Genomic DNA, 24,230 nt, shown 5'->3' with positions numbered 1-24,230 from the left:
TCGCTACCCGGATAGCACGACCCTCACCCGGGCATTCTCTTAGCGTCCGAATCGGCAAACACCGACGCCGGCATCGGACCCGATGTCATCAGCGTGAAGTCGAAAGGCGCCTGCAGATCCGGCCCCAGCACATATTGCCGGTGGACGCGCAGCTGGTCCTTGCGGATCCTACGGTAGCGCTCGCGTGTCAGCATCTGCTTGACGCGGATCAGGATCATCTTTGCCGGCGGTGCATCGGCATGGCCGGACACGGCGACGACCGGCACCTTGTAGAAATTGATCGAATCCGTCAGGCACTGCACGTCGAGCCAGGAAATGTCCGGACAGCGGGCGATCAGCCCGACACGGGCGCGCAGCACCCTTGCCGATGACAGCAGCGCGCACTGCAGAATGGCGCTGCCGAGGGTTGCAAACACCACGCGTTTGCCCTTGAAAATCTCCGGCTCCCTTTCCAGCAAGATGCCGATGACATGGGCGGCCACATTCGATCCCATGCTGTGCGAGGAGATCACATACTCGTCTGCTTCTTCGGTGAGGACCTCACGCACGGCCGCCGCCCGGTCTTCCAGCCAGTCGTTGAAATCGGCCCGATCCATCCGGCCGAGCGCCACCGCCATTTTCCAATCGGCAAAAAGATGCAGGGTATGAAAGCGTTCGGAAAACGGCAGGAAGGCGAAGATGAAGAAGCAGAGCCCCAGCGGCCCGCTCCAGAGCATGTGCCAGGGAGAAAAGCCGAGACTATAGGGCATGACGGCGATCTGCGCCGTCAGCGCGATCGCCAGTGCAGTCAGCAGGAACGGAAAGAGGAAGAACAGGCCGAAGCGCCAGGCATGACGGAAATATCCCCGCATCCCGCCTTCGAGCATGATGTGAGCGCAGCTCCGAAAGCCTGCAATGATCTGGCTCACAGTGTTGCCGCTGCGCAGGCTGCGGACGAACATATCGTGATCGACCATGTGGATCCGGCTCTTCGCCTGCCAACCGGGAGAACCGGTTTCCCCGGACGCCGCATCGCCGGCTGTCCCGGACGCCGCACCGCCGGCTGTCCCGGACGCCGCATCGCAGGCTGTCCCGGACGCCGCGTTGCAGGCTGTCCCGGACGCCGCGTTGCCGGCTGTCCCGGGCGCCCCGCCACCGTCCGTCGTGACTTCGAAACTCAGGGGATCGATTCCCGCCGCAAAAGGTCCGATCTCAACCGAATAGCCCCAGACAGCAGCGCTCTGCTTGGCTGAACGTTCGTAGCGCGCCCGGTGGGCGGCGCCATCGAGCGGCTCGAAGCCGGGGAAATGCAGGACGACCCGCTTCTCGATCAGTTTCATTCCACCTTCCGGCCCGGCGAATGGCCGGCATGTTGCTGCGATCCGGCTGCTCCGCCGCCAATATCGGCAAAAATGCAGCTTTGGTCTCGAAGCCGCCTTGCTAACCGAACTCATCCGGAATTCAATAGCAGGCATGTCGTTTCCACCATGAACGGAGGGGTTTTGTGGCCGATCTTGTCAAAGAATTGATATCGGGCGTCGTCGACAGCGTGCTGAAGGAAATCCTGAAGAAAACCACCGGCCGCACCGCGACGAAGCGCAAGAAGCGTAAAACGCGCAATGCATCGGCGACAGCCGCAGCGCGCGAGCCAGGCTCGACCGCCCGCAAGACGGCGGCGACACGCAAACCCGCCCGCAAACAGGTCAGCAAGCGCCGCACCGCCGCCGTCCGCAGCCGTCAGCGTCGCGGTTGAGGCTGGCGCGCAGCGCCTATCTCGCCCATCAACCGTAACGCGACGGCAACAATCCCGGAGTGGCCTGACCAGATTGGTCTTTTTTTGGTTTGGGCGGGTGGAATTCCTGCCGCCACATGCTATCTAAAGACAACGATTGAAACGGCGGGCCTTTAACCCGCCTGTTGAAAGGATCAGGTTCTATGAGCGGCATTCACGAATTCATCGACAACGAAATCAAGAGCAACGACGTCGTCCTCTTCATGAAGGGCACGCCGCAGTTTCCGCAGTGCGGTTTCTCCGGGCAGGTCGTGCAGATTCTCGATTACATCGGCGTCGACTACAAAGGCGTCAACGTGCTCGCCGATTCGGAGATCCGCCAAGGGATCAAGGAATATTCCAACTGGCCGACGATCCCGCAGCTTTACATCAAGGGTGAGTTTGTCGGCGGCTGCGACATCGTCCGGGAAATGTTCCAGGCCGGTGAGTTGCAGCAGCATCTCCAGGAAAACGGCATCACCGTGCGCGGCGCCGCCTGACCGGTCACCGGACGTCCGCCCGGTTTCCAAATCTGTAATCTTGAGTCCGAGGCGCTGCGGCTAGCAGCGCCTTAGCCTGTTTATGGGAAATTCATTGTGACAGATTCATCACAAGCCGTGTCCGCGGGCCGCCTGCCCATGGGCAAGCGTGAATTTATCGCGCTTGCCGCCTTTCTCATGGCCGTCAACTCCTTGGCGATCGATATCATGCTGCCGGCCCTGCAGCAGATCGGCGCGAGCCTCGGCGTCGAGAGTGAAAATCACCGCCAGTTCGTCGTCTCCACCTATCTGCTCGGCTTCGGCTGTGCCCAATTGTTCTACGGGCCGCTGTCTGACCGTTTCGGCCGCCGCACGCCGCTGTTGGTCGGTCTCGTCATCTACATTCTTTCCGCCGTCAGTATCGTCTTCGTCCCCTCCTTCGCGGGCTTGCTCGCCCTGCGCTTCGTCCAGGGCGTCGGTTCGGCGGCAACCCGTGTCATCACCGTCTCCATTGTGCGCGATATCTATGGCGGCCGGCAGATGGCCGAAGTCATGTCGCTGATCATGATGGTCTTCATGATCGTGCCGGTGATTGCACCCGGCACCGGCCAGATCGTCATGTTCTTCGGCAACTGGCACCTGATCTTCCTCTTCATCGCCGCCATGGCGACTGCAATCGCCGTCTGGGCCTATCTCCGCCTGCCGGAGACCCTGCATCCGACCAATGTCCGCCCCTTCACCGCCCGCTCGATCTTCGGCGCCTTCAAGCTGGTGCTGACCAATCGCATCGCCCTCTGCTACACCATCGCCAGCACCTTCATCTTCGGCGCGCTGTTCGGCTTCATCAATTCGGCCCAGCAGGTCTATGTCGGCATTTACGATCTCGGCGTCTATTTCCCCTTCGCCTTTGCCGGCGTGGCGATCTTCATGTCGCTGTCGTCCTTCTTCAACTCGCGCTTCGTCGGCAAGCTCGGCATGCGCCGCCTGTCGCACGGTTCGCTCATCGGCTTCATCACCATCAACACCATCTGGCTGATCGTCCAGATGGCGAGCGCCGAGCCAATGCCGTTTGCTCTGTTCATCTCCTTCTTCGGCCTGGCCATGTTCCAGTTCGGCTGGATCGGCTCGAACTTCAATTCGCTCGCCATGGAGCCGCTCGGCCACGTCGCCGGCACCGCCTCCTCCGTCCTCGGCTTCATGAGCACGGTCGGCGGCGCCCTGATCGGCGCCGGCATCGGCCAGGCCTTCGACGGCACCGCGCTGCCGATGGTCGCCGGTTATTTCATCGTGTCGATCATCGGGCTTATCTTCGTGCTGATCGCCGAAAGGGGCCGCCTCTTTCAACAGCAGAATCCTGCCGTCTGAATGGCCCACCTCCTCCGCATCCGGGATTTCACCACATGACGCCGCCGCATAAACCGCACCAGGAAAACCAGGGCTCCCGCCGCATCGGCATGGGTTTCGGCGAGTTCGTCGTCACCATTGCCATCATGACCGCCAGCATCGCCATGGCCATCGACAGCATGCTGCCGGCATTGCCCAATATCGGCCATTCCCTCGGCGTTACCAACACCAACGACGCGCAGCTGATCATCGGCGTGTTCTTTCTGGGCTTCGGCGTCTCGCAGATATTCTTCGGCAGCCTTTCGGATACGTTCGGCCGCCGCAACATCCTGCTTGGCGGCCTGGTTTGCTACGTGGTTGGAATGTTTGCCGCCGCAGCAACCGGCAGTTTCGAAATGCTGCTCCTCATGCGCTTCGTTCAGGGCGTGGGCGGTGCCGCCGTGCGCATCACCACCATGGCCATCGTGCGCGACTGCTTCGGCGGCCGCGAGATGGCGCGTGTCATGTCCTATGTCATGATCGTCTTCATGATCGTACCGATCGTCGCCCCATCCATCGGCCAGCTCATCATCCTCTATGCCAACTGGCACTGGATCTTCATCCTGCTCGGTATCACCGCCACCATCCTGTTCATCTGGGCATTCCTGCGCCTGAAGGAATCGCTGCCGCCGGAAGAGCGCCTGCCGCTGTCGGTCGGTTCCGTCGTCGACGGCTTCAAGACCGTGCTCACCAACCGCATCACCTGCGGCTACATGGTTGGCCTCACCATGTTCACCGGCGTCATCAGCGCCTATGTGATTTCGGTGCAGCAGGTTTTCGGCGAGGTCTATGGCCTTGGCGACTGGCTGCCGATCGCCTTTGCGGCGACCGCCGGCGGCATCGCCGTCGCCAATTTCGCCAACGGCTTCTTCGTCCGCAAATTCGGCATGCGCCGCATCTCGCACGCCGCCCTGCTGATCTTCACGGCGCTGTCGGCTCTCGGCTTCTTCATTTCGCTGGCCGCCAAGCCGGATTTCGCCATCGCCTATGGCATCTTCACCATCGTGCTGATGATGTTTGCCGTCATCGCCACCAATTTCACCGCCATCAGCCTGGAGCCGATGGGCAATCTCGCCGGCACCGCCACCGCCGTCACCGGCTTCGTCTCAACGACATTCGGAGCCATTCTCGGCGGCCTGGTCGGCCAGATGTTCAACGGCACGGTCCAGCCCCTCTTCGGCGGCTTCGCGCTGTTCGGCGTGGTGACGATCGCCGCCACCCTCTGGGCTGAAAACGGAAAGCTCTTCACCCACCCGGGCGACAGCCCGCAGCTTGATCCAGGTGCCGCCCACTTCTAAGATTGAAAACTACGGTCCCACGCATAAGAAAAGGTGCGACGGTAAAGAGAGCCCTCATGGTGAGGAGGCCCGAAGGGCCGTCTCGAACCACGAGGGCGGGTACGAAGAAGACCCCCAAGCGGAATCTGCCTTCAGACCGTGACGACCTCACGGCGCAGCAGCTCCCACGAGGCCTTGTCGGGCGCAACCAGCAGCCCGCCATCGAGATGGTGCGGCAGGTACGGAGAACCGTCGAAACGGGCGGCATGGGCGCCGGCCTCCTGCGAGATCAGCGTGCCGGCCAGATGATCCCAGGGCATCAGCTTGTTGTATATGAGGTAATGCACATGGCCACCCGCAAGGGTGCGGTATTCATGGGCCGCGCAGCGGTAGTTGGTGAGAAAACGCACCTTGGCGAGATTGCCGAGAATCTCGGCCCGCTTCTCCTGCGGCAGGTAGCCGGTCGAGGCCATGCCGACCATCTGGTCGAGCGCGACAGGCTCTGCCGCGCGCAGCCGCCGTGCCTCGCCATCCGGCCGCCGCAGCCAGGCGCCGGCGCCCTTTTCCGCCATCACCCAATCGTCGCCCATCGGATCGTAGATGATGCCGGCAATCGTCTCGCCGCCTGAAATGACCGAAGCCATGACGCCGAAAGCCGGGATGCCGGACGCGAAATTGAACGTGCCGTCGACCGGATCGACGACGATGGCGAGATCGGCATCCGCGAGCCTGCCGAGCAGCGCCGGCTCGGCAGCGACCGTTTCTTCGCCCACGAATAGCGCGCCTGGCCAACGCCGCTCTGCTTCCGCCTTGATCATCCGTTCAGCCTGCTCATCGGCCTCAGTGACGAGATCGGTCGCCTCGCTCTTGGCGCGCACCTCGTCCTGGCCGAGCCGGCGAAAGCGCGGCAGGATTTCCGCCTTCGCCGCGCGGCGCAACAGATCGGCAAGAACGGTCACGTCGACAGTCGCAGTCATGTCAAATCCTTTCGGTCCTGCCTCTTAGTAAGGCTCGAATCAGATGCCGATGATCTCGCGGCGGATCAGCTGCCAGCTTTCCCTGTCGGGTGCAGAGATAATGCCGCCCGTCGTCTCGCCGGGGCGGTAGGGCGTGCCGTCGAATTTCGCCGTATGGCCGCCCGCCTCCTGGTGTGCGAGCACGCCGGCCAGGTGATCCCAGGGCATCAGCTTCGCATGGCCGATGAAATGCAGCTTGCCGGAGGCGACCATCCAATATTCATAGGCCGAGCAGTTGAAAGCGAAGGTCATTTTGATCTTCGCCATGTTCGCGGAGATGCGCGAGCGATCCGGGTCGTCCATATGGCCCCAGGAGATGCCGCCGACCATCTGGTTCAAGGCGGCAGGCTCGGCCACTCCAAGCCTGCTCGATTGCCCATCCTTCCGCGTCAGGAAGGCGCCCGCTCCCTTGATCGCCATCACCGTATCGCCGAGGACGGGATCGTGAATGATGCCGGCGACCGTTTCGCCCCTGACGGTGACCGCCAGCATCGTCCCGAAGACCGGAAGCCCGGCGGCGAAATTGAAGGTGCCGTCGACCGGATCGATGACAAAGGCGAGTTCGGCATCGGCAAGTGCCGGCACGACGGACCGGTCGGCGTCATAGGCTTCCTCACCGACGACGAGGGCGGCGGGAAAGCGCTCTTTCAGCGCCGCGGTAATCCTGTGTTCGGCGAGCAGATCCGCCTGCGTCACCACGTCGATTGCCGAGGTCTTTTCCGAAACGTCGGCCGTGCCGAGATTGCGGAAACGCGGCATGATTTCAGCGCGCGCCGCCTCCTTCACGCAATCGCCGAGAAAGAGAATATCCTGATCTGAAATGCTCATACGAAATCCTGCTCTTCATAGAATAGCCAGCTGCTTAGCCGGACTTTCATGAAGGATCGGTGACATTAAGGTTGGAAAAGTCGAAGAGTTTCGGATCGAGCAGGTGCGACGGGTTCACATGCGACAGCGCACGCAGCATCGTGTCCTTGCGCCCCGGCATGCGCCGCTCGATATCGGCAAGCATATCCTTCATCGCGTTGCGCTGCAGCCCGTCCTGCGAGCCGCAGAGATCGCAGGGAATGATCGGAAATTGCATCGCAACGGCGAACTTGGCGAGGTCGTCCTCGGCGGCATAGGCGAGCGGGCGAAGCACCATCAGGTCGCCCTCATCGTTCAGAAGCTTCGCCGGCATGGAGGCCAGCCGCCCGCCGTGGAAGAAGTTCATGAAGAAGGTTTCGAGAATGTCCTCGCGGTGGTGGCCGAGCACCAGCGCATCGCAACCTTCCTCCCGGGCGACGCGATAGAGATTGCCGCGCCGCAGCCGCGAACAGAGCGAGCAGTAGGTCGCGCCTTCCGGCACCTTCTCTTTCACAATCGAATAGGTATCCCGATACTCGATGCGGTGCCGCACGCCGATCTTCGTCAGATAATCCGGCAGCACATGTTTGGGAAAGTTCGGCTGCCCCTGGTCGAGGTTGCAAGCGATCAGCTCGACCGGCAGCAGGCCGCGCCATTGAAGATCGAGCAGCAGCGCCAGCAGCCCGTAGGAATCCTTGCCGCCGGAAAGGCCGACCAGCCAGCGCTTTTGCCCCTTCAGCATGTCGAAATCGTCGAAGGCCTGGCGCACCTGCCTCAGCAGCCGCTTGCGCAGCTTGTTGAAGGAGACCGAATGCGGCGCATCGGCAAACAGCGCATGGCCGCTGGTCACGGCCTCGCCACTCTCCAATTCGTCGGCAATGTTGGTTGCGATATTCATTGCTTCGCCCTATCGAGATCTGTCTGCCTTAGCAGAAACGCGTTCGGCAACACAGCGTCAATCGCCGAAAACCGACCAACCGGTGCGCGCCGCCAGCATTTCCAGCGCCACGGCGCCGAGCTGCGAGTTGCCGACCTTGTTCAGTCCCGGCGACCATACCGCAATCGAGGCAATGCCGGGCGCAACCGCGAAGATGCCGCCGCCCACACCGCTCTTGCCGGGCAGACCGACATGATAGGCGAAGTCGCCCGAGCCGTCGTAGTGGCCGCAGGTCAGCATCAGCGCATTGATGCGCCGCGCCCGCTTCGGCGACACGACGGAATGGCCCGTCATCGGATTGCTGCCGCGCGCTGCGAGGAACAGCCCGGCGCGGGCCAGCTGCTCGCAGCTCATCGACAACGCACATTGGTGGAAATAGACGCCGAGCACGTGCTCGACGGGATGGTCGAGATTGCGGTAGGCGCGCATGAAGTTGGCGAGCGCGACATTGCGATATCCGGTCTGCGTTTCCGAACGCGCCACCTTGTCGTCGATGGTGATCGACTCGTCATCGGCGAGATAACGCACGAAGCGCAGCAGCTCGCCGATTGCCTCGCGCGGCGCATGCCCGGCCATGACGACGTCGGAAACGGCGATCGCGCCGGCATTGATGAAGGGATTGCGCGGGATGCCGCTCTCGTGCTCGAGCTGGACGATCGAGTTGAAAGCCGATCCGGACGGTTCGCGCCCGACACGCTTCCACAGGCCCTCTCCAACCTTGCCAAGCGCCAAGGTCAGCATGAAGACTTTGGATATGCTCTGGATCGAGAAGGCGATATCGGCATCGCCGACACGATAGACCTTGCCGTCGACGGTAACGATCGCCATGCCGAACTGCCGTGGATCGACCTTGGCCAACTCCGGAATATAATCGGCGACCTTACCCTCGCCGACCCGCGGCAGGATATCGGTGTAGATGCTATCGAGGGTCGCCTGCAAATCCGCCATCGCTTCTCTCCGGATAACAAAAAAGCCGCCCGAAAGAGCGGCTTTTCCATAAGCGAAAACGCCTGGTTCTTCTTAACGCGAATAGAATTCGACGACCAGATGCGGTTCCATGACGACCGGGAACGGAACGTCGCTCAGCGTCGGGACGCGGCCGAAGGTAGCGACCATCTTGTTGTGATCGACTTCGATATAATCCGGAACGTCGCGCTCTGCGAGGCTGACGGCTTCCAGAACGGTTACCAGCTGCTTCGACTTCTCGCGAACTTCGATGACGTCGCCGGCCTTGCAGCGGTACGAACCGATGTTGACACGCACACCGTTGACGGTGACGTGGCCATGGTTGACGAACTGACGGGCAGCAAAGACCGTCGGAACGAACTTGGCGCGGTAGACGATCGCGTCGAGGCGCGATTCGAGCAGGCCGATAAGGTTTTCCGAGGTGTCGCCCTTGCGGCGGTCGGCTTCGGCGAAGATCGCGCGGAACTGCTTTTCGCGCAGGTCACCGTAGTAGCCCTTGAGCTTCTGCTTGGCGCGCAGCTGCACACCGAAGTCCGAAAGCTTGCCCTTGCGGCGCTGGCCGTGCTGGCCCGGGCCGTATTCGCGGCGGTTCACCGGGGACTTCGGACGGCCCCAGATGTTTTCGCCCATGCGGCGGTCAATTTTGTACTTGGACGATTCGCGCTTGCTCATCGTATTTCCTTTCAAAGGTTTATGCCGGTTTGTTGCCAAACCGCGCAAAGGAAACACGCCCTCCTCTGATCTCTGCCGAGATCTGACAGGATGTTTCGGTTACGCGAACAGAAACGATCCACGGGACATGTCAAATGAAACACCGGACATTGCTGCCCGGTGCTTAGCGCGGTCTTTAGAGGCCCGTCATGAAAATGTCAACAGCCCGAGATGCCATCAACCAACTTTGCGAATATCGCGCCAACGCTACCGATCTCATCCAGCAACAGGCTGGATTGTTTTCGCCATCTCGGAAGTTTGCACCCACCCTGTTCGGTCATAGAGCGGTCGTCCCGCCTTCCTCGTGTGCAGAATGGCGTAGGTGATTCCGCGCTGCCTGAATTCCCGATCTGCGGCATCCATGAGCAGGCGTGCTATGCCGCGTTCGCGTTGCTCATGCTCGACGAACACGTTCAACACGTAGCCTCGATGATCATCGCTCGGGTGGGAGGGATGCGGTGGCCACTCGACAAGCATCAGACCAACGCCTCCCACCGAATGCCCGTCGTGTTCGGCAATGAAGCCGAAATATCGGCCATCTTGAAGGCGCGGCTTGAGCCAATCTCGAAAAGCGGGATTCATTGCAGCGATCTCACGCGCATCCCTGCCAGCTTCGGCAAACATCGCTTCGCGGTGACGGCATATGAGATCGAGGTCTTTCGGTAAAACAGGACGCATTTTGATCATTTGGCTTCCCTGCAATGTCTTCCCAAGCAGAGGGCATGGGCCGTTCCAAGGCATGCACTACATCGAATCGGAACCTGCCATCTACTCCGCAGCCAGCGGCTGATCGCCACCGGCATCGGGCGCGTTGGCGTCGCCCGGCGCCGTCTGGCAGCCCATATCCGGGAAGGCGACGATACGCTTGCCGGAAAAATCCGTGTGCACGACGATGCTGCCCTGCTCCTCGAAATAGCCGAGCAGGCGCCGTGCCCGGCGGGCGGAATGGGTGCCGTAGGCGCGGGCGATGCGGGCGTCCGACGGGCACGGCTCACCGCAGACGGCGGCCTTGGCGAGCATCAGGAAGACGCCCTGCAGATCGTCGGTGACACCAGATGACAGCGATAGCGCCGTCGCCCACTCGTCGGTCGCGGCCGTCGCCGCATCGACACCGGAGCGCGAGATCGCCACACGCCGACGGAAATCCGGCAGCGCGATCGGCGGTCCCGGCACGCGGCGCATGCGCAGCCGCACGAGAAAATCCTGGTAGAGCACGGCATCGGTGCGGAAGGCGGAGGTTGGATCGTCGAGGATTTCGGCAAGCACGCCGGTGAGGCGCTCCTCGCGCTCCTCGGCGGAGACCTCCACCTGGCTCGCCCTCGCCTCGACAGGTGCCGGTGACGCCGCCGGCGTCGAGCGCGAGAGTTCCGCCAGTATATCCGTGGTCGGCCGCGGCGCCGGCGGGACGCGGCGCACGAGCGGACGTTGAAATTCCTCCGGATCGGGCGTGAAGATCAGGTCCTCGACATCCTGTGGCGCATCCGGCAGCGGCATCAGCTTTGGGCTGGAGGAACGCGCCGAGGTTTCCACCGCGCCGATCTGGATCGGCAGCGGCCGGCGCGACAATGCGGGGCCGAGGGCGACGAAATTGCCGCGCTTCAGGTCGCGGAACATCTCCGCCTGGCGCCGGTCCATGCCGAGCAGGTCGGCAGCGCGCGCCATGTCGATATCGAGAAAGGTGCGGCCCATCAGGAAGTTCGAGGCCTCGGCAGCGACGTTCTTGGCGAGCTTGGCAAGCCGCTGCGTGGCAATGACGCCGGCAAGCCCGCGCTTGCGGCCGCGGCACATCAGATTGGTCATCGCGCCCAGCGACATCTTGCGCGCATCTTCCGAAACGTCGCCACCGACGGACGGCGCAAACATCTGCGCTTCATCGACGACGACAAGAACGGGATACCAGTATTCGCGGTCGGCATCGAACATGCCGTTGAGGAAGGCGGCGGCCGCGCGCATCTGCTGCTCGATATCGAGACCCTCAAGCGTCAGCACGCAGGACACGCGATGCTGGCGGATGCGGTTGGCAATACCAGCCAGCTCCGCCTCGGTGCGTTCGCCGTCGACGACGATATGACCGAACCTGTCGCTGAGGGTGACGAAATCCCCCTCGGGATCGATGATGACCTGCTGCACCCATTGCGCCGATTGCTCGAGCAGACGCCGCAACAAATGCGATTTACCCGATCCGGAATTACCCTGCACGAGCAGACGGGTCGCCAGCAGCTCCTCGATATCGAGCGTCGCCGGGCTGCCGGACGCCAATCCCATATCGATGCCAACTTGCAATGCCGATCCTCGCGACGAAGAGACTCAGATGAACGAAACGCCATTCTTCCGAAACGGCAACGCCCCGTCTATCAAAGAATCTGCTGATTTTCAGGGCCGGATTTCGCCAACCCACAGGACAATTCCCGGCTTCACCCGAGAAGCCGATCCATCGCCGCGATCGGCAGGACAAGCCGAAGCGCACCGAGCCTCCCCAGCATCGGCATCAGGCGCCTTGCGCGCTTCCGAATTCCTCCTGATTTTAAGTATCCGTCGCCCCGTCATCGAGGCTTCAGGCGATCTCCGACAAAAATCGTTTTGCGCGGTCGGTCTTCGGATTGTCGAGGAACGCGCGAGACGTTCCCTCCTCGATTATTTCGCCGTTTTCTAGAAAGACAATATGGTTTCCAACTGCCCGCGCAAAGCCCATTTCATGGGTGACGACGACCATCGTCATGCCTTCCTTTGCAAGGTCCTGCATCACCGACAGGACGCTGCCACGCAATTCCGGATCGAGCGCGGATGTCGGCTCATCGAAGAGCATTGCAAGCGGCTTCGTCGCGATGGCACGCGCGATAGCGACCCGCTGTTTCTGTCCACCTGATAGTTGCCCGGGGTAGTGCTCTGCCCGTTCGGCAAGACCGACTTTGGAGAGCTCTTGTTGTGCGGCCTCCCTGGCCTGCGCGCTGGAAAGCCCTTTTGTGTGAATAAGACCGCACATAACGTTTTGCAGCACGGTCATATGGGGGAAAAGATTGAAATGTTGGAAGACCATTCCGGTTTCCCGGCGAAGCCTTTGGAAGTCGCGCTTATAGTGACGTTCCTTGGAGCGGGTACCGTGATAGGTTTTGGCATCCCACTCGACGGACCCTACCCTCAAATGCCCCTCATCCGGTATGGTAAGGAGATTGAGACACCTCAACAGCGTGCTCTTGCCCGATCCGCTGGGTCCGAGCAGAACAACCACATCCCCTTCGAGAACATCGAGCGAGACCGAGTTTAAGCCCCGGACGCTTGGTAGATCGGGGCTAGGGAACCATTTGCTTGCACCCCGTAAGGAGATGACGGTTTTCTTTGTATCGACTTGTTCCAATTTTTTGCTCCCTGCCGAAGCAGAGGCGGCCTGGTTGAGCCTGAGCCGCCCCTGAAAGGCGACTAGGCTTCAATCCGAAGTGGGCTGCCGCCAGGGCCGACTGCGAGATAAGGCAGACCCGCCGCGATGGCATCCTTGCCGATATATTCGCGGAACAACGAGTTGATGATCCCGCCGGCGGCGTTGAACAACAGCCAGTTGGTCACAAACATATACATTTTGATATCGCCGGTCGGCATGAAGAACGTGTTGTGATCGACATAGGCCGGCTCCTTGCCGACGATTGCGAGATTGATACCCTGTTTTTTGGTATTCACGATTGTGAACAGCGATTGCAGGGTCGCATTGGCACGACCAGACATCACCTCGCCAATAGCCCCGGTTTGATCAGGAAACACCGATACCGAGGCGCTGGGATAGAGCGCTCGGATCTTTGCTTCTTGTGAACTTCCCTGAAGGGCCGCGAATTTGAAGCTGGAGTTGTTCATCTGGTCGAAAGTCAGTTCCGCAGCCTCGCGTCCTACGATGTAGACGGGCTGGAAAGTTACAGCGCAGCCTGCAAACCATCCGCGTAGCGAGCGGCTTGGCAAGATCGTGCCGGTGGTCATCATGTCGGCACGGCCCGACTCGACTGCCGCGAACATTTGACCGAAGTCCATATCCGTGAATTCCACCTCTATATCCGGGGAGATATCCTTCATCATTCGACGGATGATGGCGATTTCGTAGCCATCCGGTTCGCCCTTGTCGTTGATGTAGAGGTTCGGCGGGTACTTCAGGCTGGCCGCTACGATGATCTTCTTGGTCCGGATCACCTTGTCCAGCACGGACTCCTTGTTGGCGTCCTGAGCTTGGGCGGCACCAGTAGAACCGAGTGCGACGGCCGCAGCGCCTCCCGCAAACAATCCCGCAGTCAGAAGAGAACGGCGGCTTGACTGTATTTCATTGTCTTTCTTCGTATCCATGAGCATTCCCCTTTTCTACCTTTTAGGCTTGCGACCCCATAGCAATGGGTTGCAATTGTCAGGCGGTAAGACCGCCGTCGACTGTCAGCTGCGCCCCACTGACGTAGCTGGCATCCTCGCTTGCCAAGAACAGAATAGCCTTGGCAATTTCCTCGTAGGTTCCTAAGCGACCAAGCGGGACCGTCGGCGCAAAGCGCTGATCACGTGCCAGGACCTGATCCGGAGACATGCGCGTCAGCCGATCGGCCATGACGCTTTCCAGGACGCCGGGGCAGATCGCATTTGCGCGAATACCCCGGGCTCCGTAGTCTCGTGCGATGCCGCGCGTCAGCATGATGAGGCCGGCCTTAGAGACGCCGTAAACGGACTCGGCTGTTGAGGCACGTTGACCGGCGATCGACGCCGTGTTGACGATCACCCCTTTGCCAGCATTGATCATGTGTGGAATGGCTTCGCGGCAAAACAGGTATGCCGACTTCAGGTTGACGTCCAAGGCCTGCTGCCAGGTCGCCGGATCGGTCTGGGAAATCGAGCCCGTCGGATTGATCCCGGCGTTATTGATCAGGATGTCAAGCTTGCCGAAGTGCCGAAGCGTCAGGCCGATTGCTTCCTTGGAAGTCCGCTCCTCCGCGACGTCGCCGACGATGCAGATAGCGTCGCAGCCACGCCTGTGAAGATCTGCGACGAGGTCGTCTAGCGGTTCTTTTGCGCGATCAACGAGGGTCAGCCGCCCTCCCTCAGCTGCTAGTGCTTGCGCTACCGCCCGTCCCAGGCCGCTTGCGACGCCCGTGATGAGAACAGCCTTTCCTGAAAAACGCATCATCCATCCAATCTGCCTTGACCAGACCTCAAGAAGGTCTTCTTCGCCACATCTATGGACCAAATCTATCTGACTTGCAATACGAAATCATATATGATCTTGACGGGATCAATGTCGCGCGGTATCGGTGAGATGAGAAGCTCACCAAAACGGGCCTTAAGAAAAGGGAACGAAAATGGATCTCGATTTCTCGATTATCCTGGCGCAATCGCCGCGCCTTCTCTGGGGGCTGGCGTATGATCTGTATTTTGCGCTGGCCGGATTCGCGATCGGCTGCATTATCGGGTTCATTTCGTATCTAGGGTCCGCATCGCGATCTAAGATCGCAAACGGGATTTCCTATGTGTACGTGCAGATTGTCAGAGGTCTGCCGATGTATCTCCTACTTTTGTGGATCTACTTTGGCATTGCTACGAAGTTTGGCCTAGCGTTGTCTGGTCCGCAGGCAATCATCACCGCCATCGGGATCATGAGCTCGGCTTTTGCATCTGAGATTTTTCGCACGGGCTATAATTCGATCGACATCGGACAGATCGAAGCCGGCAAGGCGCTCGGTCTCTCGGATTACCGCATCAACCGCATGGTCCTGTTTCCTCAGGTAATCAGAGTGGTAATCCCACCTTTGCTCAATGTGTTCGTGATCTGCTTCAAAGCGTCCACCTATGCGGCTGTCGTCGCGGTACCAGAACTTATTTTCGCGGCTCAAGACATCAGCCTCAACCACTACAGGCCATTCGAAGCCTATATTTCTGTCGCAGCACTCCTGATCACGACCATGCTCCTTCTTTCGATGCTGGTGAACATTGTCGAAAACCGTATGCCCGAAAGCAGGGGGCTGTGAGCGCCATGAACAGCTGGTTACCCATTCTGAACTACCTGCCCGCGATGCTTTACGGTCTCCGCTACACGTTTCTGATCGCATTGATTACTCTCGCCTGCTCAATGGTTTTCGGCGGAGTGATCGTTTCCCTATTGCGAAGCAGGTCTCCTGTCGGCCGGTCTATCGGTTTTCTCTATGTTCAGATCTTCCGCTCACTCTCTCCTTACGTCTATGTGCTCCTGGTTTACTTCGCCCTTGCGGGCGTAACTGGCTGGAAAATGGATCCGCTGACGGCGGCCATCATCTCCTTGACACTTCTCAACACCGCCTACGTCGCCGAGATCTATCGATCTGCACTCCTCACAATCGACGGGGGCCAATGGGAAGCAGCCGCCGCCATGGGCATGACCACGTGGAAGACGAGTTCAGTCATCATCTGGCCGCAAGCACTCCGAACCGCTATTCCGCTGCTCTTGAATCAGTTCATCGTGATATTGAAGGATTCCGCCATCGTCGGCGTTATCGGCGTCAAAGATATCGTCTATGTCGCCAATGCCCAGGCAGCCATCACCTACAAGCAGTTCGAGTATCTGACCGCAGTTGGACTGATTTTCATCGTCATCGTCTTTGCACTGTCCAGGCTAAGCATGAGTCTGGAACGACGTTTGGCTTGGAGGCGATGAGGCTTGCTGAAGACGATCAAAGGCGGTAGGTCAAAAGGAAATCAAATCTGATTTTCAATTTGATTGTTGTCGTTGGAGAGTAAACGCATGACACGGGGTGTGGCATCCGCCGCGGAAGCTACAAGCAAGCAGCAGCTTGCATACGACTACATCAAAGAGGGTATCGACCGCGGCCTTTACGCGCCCAAGCAGCGCCTGGTGATCGACACGCTTGCAAAGGAATTGTCGATCAGTCCTGTTCCGGTTAGGGAAGCAATTCGCCGGCTTGAAGCTGAAAGCCTCGTGATCTTCAGCAAGAATTCCGGCGCGATCGTTGCGGGTGCGGATCCGGATCTCTGGGCTGAGCAGATGGAGCTTTTAGCGGTATTGGAGGGCTACGTGACAGGCGCTGCGGCGCCGAGGATCACTGGCGCCGATATCAAACAATTGAAGGCCGTCAACGGTGAGATGGCAAAGGCGCTCGCGTCGTTCGACCTTGTCGGATGGACCCAAGGCAACCTGGACTTCCACGCGGTCATCAATCGACGCTGCCCGAATGCGTCAATCGTGGATCAAATCGGTCAGCTGAGGTCGAGGATCGCGATGATCAACCGTTTCATTCAACCCCGAACGGAAGCGACCATCCTTCATACTTTGGGCCGAGACAGCGGAAAGTCCACACTGGCCGGGCACGGGTGGATCATCGAAGCATATGTGAGCGGAAAGTCTTCCAGCGAGATCGAAGCACACGTTCGAACCAACATTCTCATGTTGACGGAAGAAACGCGCCGCAACCTTTCAAATAGCCACGACAGGCGAGTGAGCAGGTCGCTTGAATAGAAACAAAAACATGCGAAGTTATGACGTCGTCGTTCTGGGAAGCGGCGGCGCTGGTCTGGTGGCTGCCCTCACTGCAGCCTCGAGAGGTTTATCGGTTGGGATCTTTGAAAAGTCGCCGTTGATTGGTGGGACAACAGCTATCTCCGGTGGCGGTATCTGGATCCCGAGCAACCACGTCATGGCTGTCTCCGGTTTCGACGATAACGAGGGCGACGCTAAGATTTACCTTGACCGCCTGACGCTCGGCGAAACTCCGTTCGATTTGCTGCAAGCGTTTCTGAAAACCGGCCCCGAAATGCTGCGGTTCATCGAGAGGCATTCGGACCTTCGCTTCTTTAGCGTCGACCGCCCCGATTATCATCCTGGGTGGCCTGGTGCGAAGACGGGACGATCCGTCGAACCTTTGCCGTTTGAGCCCGCAATGGATGCCTCGCTTTTCGAGAAACTGCGATACTCAACCTTGCGACAACCAGTTACTTCAACGGAAGCCAGGAAGGGCATATCTGCCGACATAGTCGCCGATCGTCTAGATCGAAACATCCGCACGCAAGGTGCCGGCCTGGTTGCAGGGATGGTTCAGGCTTGTGCGAAGGAGGGCGTCGAGTTTCATGTCAACATGCCCGCGACTGGTCTCTTTTTCGATGGCGGGCGCTGCCTCGGCGTTGAGACGGCAGAGGGATCAGTTTCGGCAAACGTCGGCGTCGTACTGGCAACCGGCGGCTTTGAGTGGAACCGGGAGATGGTTGCTGCTTTCCTTCCCGGTTTTTCCAGCGCACCGACGACGCCTCCCGGAAATGACGGGGATGGGCTCAGATTTGGCTTGGAAGCCGGCGCCGCGGTCGCGAATATGACGGAAGCGTGGTGGACAGCAGCTTTTCAGATTCCTGGCGAACAGTTGGATGGAAAGCCGTTAACGCGGAACATTGTTCGAGAACTGGCACTTCCCGGATCTATCCTGGTGAACGGCAACGGCGAGCGATTTGTCAATGAGGCCACCTCCTACAATGATCTAGGAATGGCCTTCAACAATTTCGATCCAGGATCATTCTCCTATATTAATCGGCCGGCCTGGCTGATCTTCGACCATGCTTTCAAAAACCGCTACGCCGTCGCGTCGATTTCTCCGAGCCAGGCTGCGCCAGGCTGGATGCGCACCGCGACGTCGCTCAAGGAGCTTGCTGACAAACTCTCAGTCAAAGCGGAACGCCTGCGGACGACGGTCGCCCGCTTCAACGAAGACGCGCTCGGCGGCCATGACCGGGCGTTTCGGCGAGGAGCAGACGCTCACGGACTCTTTTATGGTGACCCGACCGTTTTACCCAATGCATGCCTTGGACCAATCAGAGAAAGTCCTTTCTATGCCGTGCAAATCTTGCCTGGCAATAACGGGACGAAAGGCGGTCTAAGGACGACGATACATGGGAAAGTTAGGCGTAACGACGGGACAACTATCGACGGGCTATACGCCTGCGGTAACGTCGCCGCGAGTGTCTTCGGAAAGGGATATCCCGGGCACGGCGGATCTTTAGGGCCAATCATGGCCGCAGCCTATGCCATCGGCGTCAATCTGGGAAAGAGTGGCAAGAGGTGAACGCTGACATGACTTCGGGCTCCGGTCAGAGCTTCTAGCCGAAATCGGCGACATTCAGTCAGCCGAGCGTCAAATTACAATTCTACGCCCTCAAGCCAAAACCCTGCATCAGCCGCCGCGTCGCGAAATCCTGTTGCCCAGAGGTGAAGACCGCGAAGTCGAAATTATCGGGATGCACGGCATCGGCAACCAGCGGAACCAGCGTGCGGGCGCGCCGTGCGATCGCTTCGGCCGGATCGAGCCAATCGACCGGCCAGGGGGCAATCCGCCGGAAAAGATTGGCCATGAAGGGATAATGGGTGCAGGCGAGCACCACGATATCGGTCTTGTGGCCGTCCTTCTCGACGAAACATTGGTCGATTTCCGCAAGCACGGCGTCATCGGAGACGGCGTCGCCGCGAATATAGGCTTCGGCCATACGCGCCAGGTTCTCCGAGCCGACGAGGCGGACATGGCACTGCTGCGCGAAGGACTGGATGAGATCGCGCGTATAGGCCCGCTTCACCGTGCCCGGCGTGGCCAGCACCGAGACGAGGCCGGAGCGCGTGCGCTCCGCCGCCGGCTTGATGGCCGGCACGGTGCCGACGAAGGTCATCTGGGGAAAGGCGGCGCGCAGATCGGCGCCGACCAGCGTGAAGGCGGTGTTGCAGGCAATGATGCAGACTTCGGGATCGTGCTCCGCGAGCAGCCGGCCGAAGAGCCCGATCACACGCTCCTTCAGCGCCTGCTCTTCCCAGCCGCCATAGGGAAAGCCGGCATCGTCGGCGACGTAGATGAAGCCGCGCTCCGGCATCAGCACACGCGCCTCACGCAGCACGGTCAGCCCGCCGATGCCGGAATCGAAGAGCAAGATGGGTTTCAGCTCACGCGTCGTCGCTGTCATCTGGCGGTGTTTCCTTGGCCGATGTCGGGAACCTGCCGCCGCGCGGGCTCTTGCGCGAGAAGCGGTCGAGGGAAGAGATGACGCCGCGCAACACGCTGATTTCCTGCTCCGTGAAAGCCCGGCGGGATAGAACTGCACGCAGATTGTCGACCATTTTGGGCTTTTTCCCGGCAGGATGGAAATAACCGCGCGCATCGAGCGCGTCTTCCAACTGATCGAACAGACCGAACAATTGCTCCTTGGTCGAGGGCGTCTGCCCAATTGCCTGGAAGGGCACGGCGCCAATATCCTCCATGCCGGATTTCATCCATTCATAAGACATCAGCAGCACGGCCTGGGCGATATTCAGCGAGGCAAAGGCCGGATTGACGGGAAAGGTGACGATCTCGTCGGCCAGCGCCACTTCCTCATTGGTCAGCCCCCAGCGCTCGCGCCCGAAGAGAATGCCGGTGCCCTCGCCCGCGCGGAATTTCGCCCTCAGCGTCTCGGCGGCGATGACCGGGGAGCGCACCGGCTTATAACCGTCGCGCTCGCGCGCCGTCGTCGCATAAACGAAGTTGAGATCGGCGACCGCCTGCTCCAGCGTGTCGTAGACCTTCGTTGCCGTGATCACATGATCAGCCTTGGAGGCGGTCGCCAGCGCCTTTTCGTTCGGCCAGCCGTCACGCGGATTGACGAGGCGCAGTTCTGCCAGACCGAAATTCGCCATGGCCCGCGCCACCATGCCGATATTCTCGCCCATCTGCGGCTCGACCAGAATAATGGCCGGCCCTTCGGCCAGAAGTTGACGCTCGCTGTTCGTGCCTGCCATGGTCTTATCCTTGTTTCGAGCGGGCAATAGCCTCGCCCGCTGCAAACGGCAAGACGTCGGCCTGCGGATATAGCCTTTCCAGCGCCGAACCGATCATTTCGAGCCCCAGCCTCGCACCCTCGCGCGACAGCGGCAGGTGCCGCCCCGTTGTCCGCGAGGCCTTGCGCTTGATCAAGAAGCAACTGGAGCCGCGCGGGGCGGCATCGTCGATCAGCGCCAGGTCCGCTGCGATCAGCCTGTTCTGAGTGTCCTCGGCGGCCGGCGCTTGATAATTCTTCGCCAGGATACGCGCCCAATAGGTGCAGGACAGGAAGATCGCCAGCGTCTGGCGAATCTGGCCCGGCCGCGTCACCACCGACCAGGAAGAGCCGAGTGGCCGCGCCGCCACCGTCACGTCGCGGTAGCAGGCATCGATCTTCTGTGACAGCGCCATCAGCTCGAAACCGCTCTTGCCTTCGCTGAGCGCGCCCAGCAGGTCGCGCAGCGCCTGGAACCAGCGGGCAAGCGCGGAATCGAGCGCGCCGCGTGTGCGTGTGGGAAAGACGATGAAAGCGACCGCCGTTCCGGCCGCAGCCCCAATCATGGTCTCCCCGATGCGCAGCTTCAACAGATCGAGCGTCAGCACGCCTGTCATGCCGTAGACCAGGCAGAGCACGATCGAGATGAAGAAGGTCATCGTCGCATAGGAAACCTGCAGGAAATAGAAGGCGAGGAAGATACAGACGGCGGCAACCGGAATGGCGATATCGGGCTTGCCTGAAATCAGCGTTGCCAGCACAAGGCCGATGGCAATCCCGAACACGGTGCCGAGCGAACGCGACAGCGCCTTCATCGCAGTGTCACCGCGCGAATTGGTGTTGGTGAAGACAAGGAAGGAAGCAAGCACCGCCCAGAACCAGCGTTCGCGCGACAAGAGCAGGCCGAAGCTCATGGCGATTGCCGACGCGATGGTGATCTGCAGTGCCGCGCGCAGCAGCGGATTGGCGAGCGAAACGTCGATCGACGGGGATGGTGCCGCATCACTGACCGCATCGATCTCGGAGAAGCCGGAGGCCTGCCCCTCGCCGATCGCCTGCGTCAGTTGCTGCCTGGCCTCGCCGAGCCAGAGGAGCGCTCGCACGGTTTCGCCCTGCGGCTGATCCGGGATGCCCTCGTCCATCCCCTCGAATCTTGCGAGTTCGGCCGCATCCGCCTCGATGACGGCATGGACGAGCGCAAAAGGCGGCGGGCTCTGGAAGCTCAGCACGATCGCGCTCTCGGCCGCAAGATGGGCGTCGAAGAGCCGGATCGCCAGCTCGGCTGCAGGATCGGAGGCGCCGTCGAAAACGCCGGCCGGCGGGCGCGGGATGAAGGTCTCCGCCATCAGCACGACTTCCTTCAGCCGATCTTCCAACTGGCGCAGCTCCTGCCGGTCGGCTTCGCCGATCTCGCCGCCGCCGGCGATGGCGGCGAGCTTGAAAAGGATCTGGTTGATCCGCCCGCGCACGCTTTCGAGCGCGCGCAGCAGGTCGCGCCGCCAGTCGTCGGGCAAAAGCACCGTCCTGACGAGATGGCCGACGAGCACCGAGACGACCGGGCCGATCGTCACCTCAGGCAGTTCGGCAAGCGGCGGACGGAAATAGGCGCCCATAAAATAGGAGGTGAAGGCGAACATGCCGATGGCAAAACCGCGCGGCCCGAACACCCGTCCCGCCGATGCGAGCGCAATCACCGCCAGGAAGACGAGATCGGAGAGAAAACGGCGATCCTCGAGCCCCGCGGCAATGCCGACGACGGCAAGGCTTGCCACACAACCGAAGAGCCGCGTCACCAGCTGGCGGGAATTGCCCTTGTCGCGCACCGCCACTCCGCCTTCGATCGACAGCACGATGCCGAGGCCGAAGGCCGCGGTCGGCAACGGCAGGATGAACATGTCGATGGCAAGAAGGACCAAAAAGGAGAAAACGATCGTCAGCGTCACCCGCAGCGCCATGCGCAGGCGCGAAAGCGCCGGATCATTGGCAAGCAGCCAGTCGCGAGCCTGAAAGCCGGAAAACAATGCAGAAACCCCTCATGCCGCGGAAGGATCGACAGATAATGCCATGCCGGGCGAAAGCAAACTGCCCGAGATCGAAATCTCGACGCTCGCGAATGCCGCGTCCCTATTGGCCCTTGGCAATCAGCGCCATCGTCGCCTTCAGGGAATCGCGGCCCTGCGTTTCCAGATTCTCGGTGACGATATCGTCGATCACGGCTTGGCCGGCCTCCTCGACCACCTCGAAACGAACGGTGGTGTAGTCCTTGGCGTCAGCTGTGTCCGCGCAGGCGGATTTCTTGAAGCGCACCGTGACCTCGGTCGTGCCGTTGACCGGCGCCGCCGCCGCCATCGTCATATCCTCCAGCGGGCATGCATCCTGGCCGTTGACGATGACGTCGTAATCGAACGGCGATATGCCGTCGTCGTCGGCGGCAGGAAATTGCGCGGCCGCCTTGTATCTGGCGACGAAATCCTGGCTGTAGAGATGGTCGAGCCGGCTCGCTTCGAAAACGTCGGTCCAGTCGCTGTTGTTGTCGGCCCAGTTGCTCTTGGTCGCGTCCATGATCTCCTTCACCGGAGCAGTGGCGTCGGCCGCGTAAGCGGCGCCTGAAAAGGCGATAAGGCTTGCGATAACAAGGGTGATTGTCTTCATGGTCGAATGTTCCGGGCGGGCAAATCAAGCGGGACAGTAGCCAGATTTCGGCGCTTGGCAATGGCGGCAAAAACGCATTGTGAAACCCGTTGCAGCTTTGCGTTCCCGGTTCACAGTGCTATAGCGCTCCTCATCAGGTCACCCACCCGGGACGCTTGTCCCCTTCAAGCTCGAACGAGGCAGATACATGAACAAGATCAAGGTCGCCAATCCCGTCGCCGATCTCGACGGCGATGAAATGACGCGCATCATCTGGCAGCTCATCAAGGATAAGCTGATCCATCCGTATCTCGACCTCGATATCGACTATTTCGACCTCTCCGTCGAAAACCGCGACGCCACCAACGACCAGGTGACCGTCGACGCCGCCAATGCCATCAAGAAGTACGGCGTCGGCATCAAGTGCGCGACGATCACGCCGGATGAGGCTCGCGTCAAGGAATTCAACCTCAAGGAAATGTGGAAGAGCCCGAACGGCACGATCCGCAACATCCTCGGCGGCGTCATCTTCCGCGAGCCGATCATCTGCAAGAACGTGCCGCGCCTGGTTCCCGGCTGGACCCAGCCGATCGTCGTCGGCCGCCACGCCTTCGGCGACCAGTACCGCGCCACCGACTTCAAATTCCCCGGCAAAGGCAAGCTGACGATCAAGTTCGTCGGCGAAGACGGCACCGTCATCGAGAAGGAAGTCTTCAACGCGCCGGGCGCCGGCGTCGCCATGGCGATGTACAACCTCGACGAATCGATCCGCGAATTCGCCCGCGCCTCGATGATGTACGGCCTGATGCGCAAGTGGCCGGTCTACCTGTCGACCAAGAACACCATCCTCAAGGCCTATGACGGCCGCTTCAAGGACATTTTCGAGGAAGTCTACGAGACCGAATTCAAGGATCAGTTCAAGGAAGCCGGCATCACCTATGAACACCGCCTGATCGACGACATGGTCGCCTCGGCGCTCAAGTGGTCGGGTGGTTATGTCTGGGCCTGCAAGAACTACGACGGCGACGTCCAGTCCGACACCGTTGCCCAGGGCTTCGGCTCGCTCGGCCTGATGACCTCGGTGCTGCTGACGCCGGATGGCAAGACGGTCGAAGCCGAAGCCGCCCACGGCACGGTTACCCGCCATTACCGCCAGCACCAGAAGGGCCAGGAAACCTCGACGAATTCGATCGCCTCGATCTTCGCCTGGACCCGCGGCCTTGCCCATCGCGCCAAGCTCGACGACAACGCCGAGCTGGCCCGCTTCGCCTCGACGCTGGAAAAGGTCTGCGTCGATACCGTCGAATCCGGTTTCATGACCAAGGACCTGGCGCTCTTGATCGGCCCCGACCAGCCGTGGCTCTCGACCACCGCCTTCCTCGACAAGATCGACCAGAACCTGCAGAAGGCGATGGCGTAAGCCTCCTCTTTCGGGATAGCGTTGAAACGGCGGGGATTTCCCCGCCGTTT

At 60.5% G+C, this 24,230-nt stretch carries 24 protein-coding genes; 9 read left to right on the top strand and 15 right to left on the bottom strand.

The window, feature by feature from the left end; translation table 11 throughout:
* Nucleotides 1-23: 23 nt before the first annotated feature.
* Nucleotides 24-1,319 carry a hypothetical protein gene (locus tag ATY75_RS17945; RefSeq protein ID WP_088938619.1) on the bottom strand — a complete coding sequence of 432 codons (1,296 nt, stop codon included), beginning with the start codon at nt 1,317-1,319 and terminating at the stop codon, nt 24-26.
* A gap of 164 nt (nt 1,320-1,483) precedes the next feature.
* Between ATY75_RS17945 and ATY75_RS17940 the strand changes: the two genes are divergently transcribed.
* The 4 genes from ATY75_RS17940 to ATY75_RS17925 all read left to right on the top strand — a co-directional run bounded on the left by ATY75_RS17940 (nt 1,484) and on the right by ATY75_RS17925 (nt 4,910).
* Nucleotides 1,484-1,732: a hypothetical protein gene (locus ATY75_RS17940; protein WP_088938618.1), complete on the top strand. Its 249-nt coding sequence runs from the start codon at nt 1,484-1,486 to the stop codon at nt 1,730-1,732.
* Nucleotides 1,733-1,914: 182 nt separating this feature from the next.
* Entirely contained in the window at nt 1,915-2,250 is a 336-nt protein-coding gene (gene grxD / locus ATY75_RS17935; RefSeq protein ID WP_003586231.1) for a Grx4 family monothiol glutaredoxin, read from the top strand.
* Nucleotides 2,251-2,388: 138 nt separating this feature from the next.
* Nucleotides 2,389-3,594 carry a multidrug effflux MFS transporter gene (locus ATY75_RS17930; RefSeq protein ID WP_088938725.1) on the top strand — a complete coding sequence of 402 codons (1,206 nt, stop codon included), beginning with the start codon at nt 2,389-2,391 and terminating at the stop codon, nt 3,592-3,594.
* Nucleotides 3,595-3,629: 35 nt separating this feature from the next.
* Nucleotides 3,630-4,910, top strand: a complete 1,281-nt coding sequence (locus ATY75_RS17925) for a multidrug effflux MFS transporter (RefSeq protein ID WP_088938617.1) — start codon at nt 3,630-3,632, stop codon at nt 4,908-4,910.
* A 131-nt stretch (nt 4,911-5,041) separates the two neighbouring features.
* Here the strand turns inward: ATY75_RS17925 and ATY75_RS17920 are convergent, their stop codons facing one another.
* The 10 genes from ATY75_RS17920 to ATY75_RS17875 all read right to left on the bottom strand — a co-directional run bounded on the left by ATY75_RS17920 (nt 5,042) and on the right by ATY75_RS17875 (nt 14,508).
* Nucleotides 5,042-5,866, bottom strand: coding sequence for an inositol monophosphatase family protein (locus tag ATY75_RS17920; RefSeq protein WP_088938616.1), 825 nt, complete (start codon nt 5,864-5,866; stop codon nt 5,042-5,044).
* Nucleotides 5,867-5,905: 39 nt separating this feature from the next.
* Nucleotides 5,906-6,733, bottom strand: a complete 828-nt coding sequence (locus ATY75_RS17915) for an inositol monophosphatase (RefSeq protein ID WP_088938615.1) — start codon at nt 6,731-6,733, stop codon at nt 5,906-5,908.
* 46 nt (nt 6,734-6,779) lie between these two features.
* On the bottom strand, nt 6,780-7,649 hold the full coding sequence (gene ttcA / locus ATY75_RS17910) for a tRNA 2-thiocytidine(32) synthetase TtcA (protein WP_088938614.1): 870 nt from the start codon (nt 7,647-7,649) through the stop codon (nt 6,780-6,782).
* Nucleotides 7,650-7,706: 57 nt separating this feature from the next.
* Nucleotides 7,707-8,636, bottom strand: coding sequence for a glutaminase (locus ATY75_RS17905; protein ID WP_088938613.1), 930 nt, complete (start codon nt 8,634-8,636; stop codon nt 7,707-7,709).
* Nucleotides 8,637-8,708: 72 nt separating this feature from the next.
* Nucleotides 8,709-9,326 carry a 30S ribosomal protein S4 gene (gene rpsD / locus ATY75_RS17900; protein ID WP_004676212.1) on the bottom strand — a complete coding sequence of 206 codons (618 nt, stop codon included), beginning with the start codon at nt 9,324-9,326 and terminating at the stop codon, nt 8,709-8,711.
* Nucleotides 9,327-9,581: 255 nt separating this feature from the next.
* Entirely contained in the window at nt 9,582-10,052 is a 471-nt protein-coding gene (locus tag ATY75_RS17895; protein ID WP_088938612.1) for a GNAT family N-acetyltransferase, read from the bottom strand.
* An 81-nt stretch (nt 10,053-10,133) separates the two neighbouring features.
* Nucleotides 10,134-11,648 carry an ATP-binding protein gene (locus ATY75_RS17890; RefSeq protein ID WP_088938611.1) on the bottom strand — a complete coding sequence of 505 codons (1,515 nt, stop codon included), beginning with the start codon at nt 11,646-11,648 and terminating at the stop codon, nt 10,134-10,136.
* 271 nt (nt 11,649-11,919) lie between these two features.
* Complete coding sequence (locus ATY75_RS17885; RefSeq protein ID WP_280950603.1) at nt 11,920-12,720, bottom strand: amino acid ABC transporter ATP-binding protein; 801 nt, start codon at nt 12,718-12,720, stop codon at nt 11,920-11,922.
* Between the two features lie 62 nt (nt 12,721-12,782).
* On the bottom strand, nt 12,783-13,685 hold the full coding sequence (locus ATY75_RS17880) for a transporter substrate-binding domain-containing protein (protein ID WP_190241377.1): 903 nt from the start codon (nt 13,683-13,685) through the stop codon (nt 12,783-12,785).
* Between the two features lie 58 nt (nt 13,686-13,743).
* Nucleotides 13,744-14,508, bottom strand: coding sequence for an SDR family NAD(P)-dependent oxidoreductase (locus ATY75_RS17875; protein WP_088938609.1), 765 nt, complete (start codon nt 14,506-14,508; stop codon nt 13,744-13,746).
* A 172-nt stretch (nt 14,509-14,680) separates the two neighbouring features.
* Between ATY75_RS17875 and ATY75_RS17870 the strand changes: the two genes are divergently transcribed.
* The 4 genes from ATY75_RS17870 (at nt 14,681) to ATY75_RS17855 (ending at nt 18,418) form a co-directional block, all read left to right on the top strand.
* Nucleotides 14,681-15,346: an amino acid ABC transporter permease gene (locus ATY75_RS17870; protein ID WP_088938608.1), complete on the top strand. Its 666-nt coding sequence runs from the start codon at nt 14,681-14,683 to the stop codon at nt 15,344-15,346.
* A gap of 5 nt (nt 15,347-15,351) precedes the next feature.
* On the top strand, nt 15,352-16,008 hold the full coding sequence (locus tag ATY75_RS17865) for an amino acid ABC transporter permease (protein ID WP_088938607.1): 657 nt from the start codon (nt 15,352-15,354) through the stop codon (nt 16,006-16,008).
* 87 nt (nt 16,009-16,095) lie between these two features.
* Nucleotides 16,096-16,827 carry a GntR family transcriptional regulator gene (locus tag ATY75_RS17860; protein ID WP_088938606.1) on the top strand — a complete coding sequence of 244 codons (732 nt, stop codon included), beginning with the start codon at nt 16,096-16,098 and terminating at the stop codon, nt 16,825-16,827.
* Between the two features lie 10 nt (nt 16,828-16,837).
* On the top strand, nt 16,838-18,418 hold the full coding sequence (locus ATY75_RS17855; protein ID WP_088938605.1) for an FAD-dependent oxidoreductase: 1,581 nt from the start codon (nt 16,838-16,840) through the stop codon (nt 18,416-18,418).
* 82 nt (nt 18,419-18,500) lie between these two features.
* Here the strand turns inward: ATY75_RS17855 and murI are convergent, their stop codons facing one another.
* The 4 genes from murI to ATY75_RS17835 form a co-directional block, all read right to left on the bottom strand.
* Complete coding sequence (murI, locus tag ATY75_RS17850) at nt 18,501-19,301, bottom strand: glutamate racemase (RefSeq protein WP_088938604.1); 801 nt, start codon at nt 19,299-19,301, stop codon at nt 18,501-18,503.
* Nucleotides 19,282-20,112: an RNA methyltransferase gene (locus tag ATY75_RS17845; RefSeq protein ID WP_088938603.1), complete on the bottom strand. Its 831-nt coding sequence runs from the start codon at nt 20,110-20,112 to the stop codon at nt 19,282-19,284. The genes murI and ATY75_RS17845 overlap by 20 nt, the downstream gene beginning before the upstream one ends.
* A gap of 4 nt (nt 20,113-20,116) precedes the next feature.
* The gene (locus ATY75_RS17840; protein WP_088938602.1) at nt 20,117-22,150 is read right to left on the bottom strand and encodes an FUSC family protein; all 2,034 of its coding nucleotides are present in this window, start codon (nt 22,148-22,150) and stop codon (nt 20,117-20,119) included.
* A 103-nt stretch (nt 22,151-22,253) separates the two neighbouring features.
* On the bottom strand, nt 22,254-22,781 hold the full coding sequence (locus tag ATY75_RS17835) for a hypothetical protein (RefSeq protein ID WP_088938601.1): 528 nt from the start codon (nt 22,779-22,781) through the stop codon (nt 22,254-22,256).
* A 187-nt stretch (nt 22,782-22,968) separates the two neighbouring features.
* Between ATY75_RS17835 and ATY75_RS17830 the strand changes: the two genes are divergently transcribed.
* A complete protein-coding gene (locus ATY75_RS17830) occupies nt 22,969-24,180 on the top strand; it encodes an NADP-dependent isocitrate dehydrogenase (RefSeq protein ID WP_003586206.1) in 1,212 nt (403 codons plus the stop codon).
* Nucleotides 24,181-24,230: the final 50 nt, after the last annotated feature.

Origin of the sequence: Rhizobium sp. N122, from assembly GCF_002211295.1 — a bacterium.
Lineage (GTDB): Bacteria > Pseudomonadota > Alphaproteobacteria > Rhizobiales > Rhizobiaceae > Rhizobium.
This window is presented reverse-complemented; position numbering and strand designations above follow the sequence as displayed.

Coding starts and splice junctions, on each gene's coding strand:
- ATY75_RS17860 (WP_088938606.1), top strand. CDS start 16,096: ATGACACGGGGTGTGGCATCCGCCGCGGAAGCTACAAGCAAGCAGCAG.
- ATY75_RS17875 (WP_088938609.1), bottom strand. CDS start 14,508: ATGATGCGTTTTTCAGGAAAGGCTGTTCTCATCACGGGCGTCGCAAGC.
- grxD (WP_003586231.1), top strand. CDS start 1,915: ATGAGCGGCATTCACGAATTCATCGACAACGAAATCAAGAGCAACGAC.
- ATY75_RS17870 (WP_088938608.1), top strand. CDS start 14,681: ATGGATCTCGATTTCTCGATTATCCTGGCGCAATCGCCGCGCCTTCTC.
- ATY75_RS17865 (WP_088938607.1), top strand. CDS start 15,352: ATGAACAGCTGGTTACCCATTCTGAACTACCTGCCCGCGATGCTTTAC.
- ATY75_RS17920 (WP_088938616.1), bottom strand. CDS start 5,866: ATGACTGCGACTGTCGACGTGACCGTTCTTGCCGATCTGTTGCGCCGC.
- ATY75_RS17830 (WP_003586206.1), top strand. CDS start 22,969: ATGAACAAGATCAAGGTCGCCAATCCCGTCGCCGATCTCGACGGCGAT.
- ATY75_RS17855 (WP_088938605.1), top strand. CDS start 16,838: ATGCGAAGTTATGACGTCGTCGTTCTGGGAAGCGGCGGCGCTGGTCTG.
- ATY75_RS17915 (WP_088938615.1), bottom strand. CDS start 6,733: ATGAGCATTTCAGATCAGGATATTCTCTTTCTCGGCGATTGCGTGAAG.
- ATY75_RS17905 (WP_088938613.1), bottom strand. CDS start 8,636: ATGGCGGATTTGCAGGCGACCCTCGATAGCATCTACACCGATATCCTG.
- ATY75_RS17945 (WP_088938619.1), bottom strand. CDS start 1,319: ATGAAACTGATCGAGAAGCGGGTCGTCCTGCATTTCCCCGGCTTCGAG.
- ATY75_RS17930 (WP_088938725.1), top strand. CDS start 2,389: ATGGGCAAGCGTGAATTTATCGCGCTTGCCGCCTTTCTCATGGCCGTC.
- ATY75_RS17845 (WP_088938603.1), bottom strand. CDS start 20,112: ATGGCAGGCACGAACAGCGAGCGTCAACTTCTGGCCGAAGGGCCGGCC.
- ATY75_RS17925 (WP_088938617.1), top strand. CDS start 3,630: ATGACGCCGCCGCATAAACCGCACCAGGAAAACCAGGGCTCCCGCCGC.
- ATY75_RS17835 (WP_088938601.1), bottom strand. CDS start 22,781: ATGAAGACAATCACCCTTGTTATCGCAAGCCTTATCGCCTTTTCAGGC.
- ATY75_RS17895 (WP_088938612.1), bottom strand. CDS start 10,052: ATGATCAAAATGCGTCCTGTTTTACCGAAAGACCTCGATCTCATATGC.
- murI (WP_088938604.1), bottom strand. CDS start 19,301: ATGACAGCGACGACGCGTGAGCTGAAACCCATCTTGCTCTTCGATTCC.
- ATY75_RS17880 (WP_190241377.1), bottom strand. CDS start 13,685: ATGGATACGAAGAAAGACAATGAAATACAGTCAAGCCGCCGTTCTCTT.
- rpsD (WP_004676212.1), bottom strand. CDS start 9,326: ATGAGCAAGCGCGAATCGTCCAAGTACAAAATTGACCGCCGCATGGGC.
- ttcA (WP_088938614.1), bottom strand. CDS start 7,649: ATGAATATCGCAACCAACATTGCCGACGAATTGGAGAGTGGCGAGGCC.